2 protein-coding genes and 2 pseudogenes are annotated in these 2,866 nt (G+C 42.0%); 1 reads left to right on the top strand and 3 read right to left on the bottom strand.

Going from position 1 to position 2,866, the window contains the following annotated elements; translation table 11 throughout:
• Nucleotides 1–85: 85 nt before the first annotated feature.
• A pseudogene (locus AB1L17_RS31565) lies at nt 86–187 on the bottom strand (zinc-binding dehydrogenase); the annotation flags it as partial.
• Nucleotides 188–334: 147 nt separating this feature from the next.
• Here AB1L17_RS31565 and AB1L17_RS31255 point away from each other — a divergent pair.
• On the top strand, nt 335–682 hold the full coding sequence (locus AB1L17_RS31255) for a winged helix-turn-helix transcriptional regulator (protein WP_412848810.1): 348 nt from the start codon (nt 335–337) through the stop codon (nt 680–682).
• Nucleotides 683–852: 170 nt separating this feature from the next.
• Here AB1L17_RS31255 and AB1L17_RS31250 read toward each other — a convergent pair.
• Both AB1L17_RS31250 and AB1L17_RS31245 read right to left on the bottom strand, forming a co-directional pair.
• A pseudogene (locus tag AB1L17_RS31250) lies at nt 853–2,019 on the bottom strand (NAD(P)/FAD-dependent oxidoreductase).
• A gap of 46 nt (nt 2,020–2,065) precedes the next feature.
• Nucleotides 2,066–2,506 (bottom strand): DUF1641 domain-containing protein, encoded by a 441-nt coding sequence (locus AB1L17_RS31245; RefSeq protein WP_412848809.1) that lies wholly within the window; start codon nt 2,504–2,506, stop codon nt 2,066–2,068.
• Nucleotides 2,507–2,866: the final 360 nt, after the last annotated feature.

Genomic DNA, 2,866 nt, shown 5'->3' with positions numbered 1-2,866 from the left:
CTTCTTTCCTGTTGTTCTTTCCTATTTATTTTTCCCATGATTACATGAAATCATTTATGGCATTTGAACTAATCTTTTATCTCCGATTTACAGCACCGATACCTGTAGTAACACCGCACTCAAATAGACAAACTTTATCAAGTGGCGCGTCTGGATCCATTTTTACGAATGAGATTTCAGGAACTACTATCAGCTTTACTTTTCCAGTGAATCCCTTCTTTCTTTTGTTCTCTCCTAATTTACTTTTCCCATGATTACATTTTACAATGGACCAAACAATACTGACATTTTTGTCACTATAAACATAATTTTTTATAGAAGGGGATTGTATAATATGGTCATTCATTATAAAGATAAAGATTTTTTCACTGGCAAAGATTTGGCTTTATCAGTTATAGGTGGACGTTGGAAAATAGCGATTATATGGTGTTTGCTTCAGCAATCTCCATTAAGGTTAAGCGAAATACAAGAAAAGCTCTCTGATGTCAATCAGCGCATGTTAATTAGACAATTAAGGGAATTAGAAGATGATAAAATAATTACTAGATTTGTATACCCTGTTGTACCCCCTAAAGTTGAGTATCAACTAAGCGAAATTGGCCGTCTCCTAGAACCCGTTGTAACTTCCATCTGTGAATGGGGAGATAATTTCAGTGACTTTTTAGAAAAAAAACGCAAATAAAACATCAGTTGAATAATATTCAAGTCGGAGCACTGCAAAGTTCACTTTTATCAGAACAACTAAACAGTATAAGAAAAACGAGCCTCTAGAATCGCTTCTAAGGCTCGTTTCGCGTTTAGGGAGACATAAAAAACCATGGATCTAGATCCCGGGTTTTGCCATGATACTTATTAGTATGCCAAAGAGGACAGTCCGTTTATGTGCGACAGGTAACGAACGTTACTTGCTTCTTTCATCAGGGATGCAGGCAATCCCATCAGCTTGATCTGGCTAGCACCGATGGTACCGATCGCGCATCTTTGCGGCCCAAGCTTCCCAGTGTACTAGATAATACAGGTACAAACGTATCCATTTTTGATCCGTTGAAATGTGCGAAGAGGTTGTATCCAACCACTTCACCCATTTGCCAAGCCAACTGTGCAGTTGGAGGATATGGACGACCTTCTGGGTCCATCACTACTGCACTGTCACCAGCCAGGAATACTTCTGGATGAGAAGTAGATTGCAGGAACTTAGTAACAGCCGCGCGTCCACGGTTTACATCTAAGACGGATTCAGCTACAACGCGGTTCCCTTGCACTCCACCTGTCCATACCATGGTTTTTGTTTCGATGGTGTTGCCATCTTTCAGGAATACAGTGGTTTCTTTCAGTTCTGTTACAGGTACACCTGTCAGGATTGTCACGCCACGTTTTTCCAAGCTTGTTTTTGCACGCTCCACCAGCTCAGGAGCAAAACCGGCCAGAATGGAAGGTGCGGCTTCTACACAATACATAGAAGCGTCAGTGAAATCTACGCCATGTTTATGGCACAGACCTGGCAGCATGTCCGCAAATTCGCCCACCAATTCGATGCCAGATAAACCGCCCCCACCCACAACGAAAGTAGTATCTGCTTTGTTTTTGCTTTCTTTGGATGCTACGATGCGCTCTTCCAGATGCGTACGCAGACGGTTTGCTTCCTCTACAGATTTCAGAGTGAAGCTGTATTCCTGCAGTCCCGGGATTCCAAAGAACGCGGTTTCACTACCCAGTGCAACTACCAACGCGTCATATTTAATGGATTCGCCGCTACCTAATGTGACACGTTGCGAATCCAAACCAGTTTTCTCAACCGTATCGACGACAAGGTTAATGTCTTTTCCACGCAGCAGTCTTTCCAAAGGCAGTGCTACGTTTTGTTCAGACAGGTTGCCTACCGCCAAACGGTGCAGTTCAGTAATGATTTGATGAGAAGGAACACGGTTTACAACAATGATCGTAGTTTCTTTTGCGTGCAGTTAATGCGCTCAAGAGTTCGCCGTAACCCCCGCCCAAAATCAAAATACGCTTCGCCATTGTGTAGGTCCTCCGTCCTTGTCTTTCTTTTTCGTTCCTTATGTGTTTAACGTTTTTGTTGTTGGCGCTCACCCAAAACTTCCAGGAATGCTTGAGCAAAACGTAAGGTTTTTTGTACTTGTGGGTCTTTCAGCATTTTGATCATAGCAAACAGACCAATTTTTGATGAGTCAACATGCGAACGGTCGTTGGCCTCGATTGCTGCTTGCGCGATGCCCTTTGCCTTGTCTTGAATCGGCTTTACGAACTCTTCCATGCCGCCCTTCAAGTCTTCAATCAGGACATGGTCATTCGCTACCGTTTGCACCAGATCGTACGTCTTGGTCAGGATTGTTGTAATTTCCGCCAGTTTAGGCAGATTCGCCACCAAAACAGTTAAAGATTGCTGGATTTCCAGTTTCATCAACTGATCGAGAACATCCATCTGCTCGAGTGCTAAAGTCGCTGTTCTTGCTACCTCAGCTTGTTGCGTAATTGTTTGTGACATAGGAAAACCTCCGCCTTTGCATTGGAATAGAAGCCTGATGTTCTCGTTGTCTGTTCAACCGAGTGATGGCCGATATTTACCCTGCATCCGAAAGTCTAACCTATGTGTAATATTTTTTACAAAATCATAGTGGAGACTGTTGAAGCAAACACTATATTATAGCTATGTACCAGCGTCCACCTATAAGTAATAAAGTCAATTCTTTTCCAGTGAAAAATTCCTTGGCTTTGTAATAACTAACCAAACATTTACTGTCCTTTCACTTGAAATTTTGTTTATAGTGACAAATTTGACAGTATTGTATTAAGGATAACACTTTGCAATTATGGAGATGTTAATGCTGAAAATGTAAAGAAAGAA

Origin of the sequence: Brevibacillus jepli (assembly GCF_047229145.1) — a bacterium.
Taxonomy (GTDB): domain Bacteria; phylum Bacillota; class Bacilli; order Brevibacillales; family Brevibacillaceae; genus Brevibacillus.
The sequence above is the reverse complement of the archived record's forward strand: the minus strand, read 5'-3'. Positions and strand labels throughout refer to the sequence as shown.

What these genes read in the sequence shown, in the direction of transcription:
- AB1L17_RS31245 (WP_412848809.1), bottom strand. Translation starts at nt 2,506, where the DNA reads ATGTCACAAACAATTACGCAACAAGCTGAGGTAGCAAGAACAGCGACT.
- AB1L17_RS31255 (WP_412848810.1), top strand. Translation starts at nt 335, where the DNA reads ATGGTCATTCATTATAAAGATAAAGATTTTTTCACTGGCAAAGATTTG.